Annotated in this window: 1 protein-coding gene; it reads right to left on the bottom strand. The window is 55.9% G+C overall.

The genetic code is table 11. The annotated features are described in order from the left end of the window. The coding region (locus tag D7Y13_RS46395) for a permuted SH3 domain-containing protein (protein WP_500683205.1) at positions 1-447 on the bottom strand (447 nt) is incomplete at both ends.

Raw genomic sequence — 447 nt, 5'->3', positions numbered from 1 at the left:
GTCCAAATCGTAACCAGCTCCATCACCGACCGGAACGAACCCTTTTCGAGTTCGACGGCTTGCCCAGAAAGTGCCAGCCCAGAAGGTGCCAGCCGCGATCGCACCTCCGATTGGAACAATAAGCCACCAGGGTAACGCCCCATTCTGATTTGCCGCTGTTGGGGCTTTGTTCTCCCCCTCCTCCCCGCCTGCTTCCGGTTTGGTTCCCCCGCGCAAGGATTGGGCATAGAGCTGAGTGGCACGTTGGGTAACAATCATATCGCCGTCGAACAGCCCGCTTTTAACCTCCACGAAGTTACCGGATTCTTTACCAAGCGTGACTTCAGTAGCTTGAAACGCGTTGCCGTTCTGCACAAAGACAACCTGCTTTTTGTCGTTTGTCTCCACGATGGCAGTCTTGGGAATGGCTGGCACGGCTGCGAGAGTGCGGTTGGTCAGTACCTCTAG

Origin of the sequence: Corallococcus praedator, from assembly GCF_003612125.1 — a bacterium.
GTDB lineage: Bacteria > Myxococcota > Myxococcia > Myxococcales > Myxococcaceae > Corallococcus > Corallococcus praedator.
Note: the sequence above shows the minus strand (reverse complement) of the source record. Positions and strands in the feature narration are given on the sequence as shown.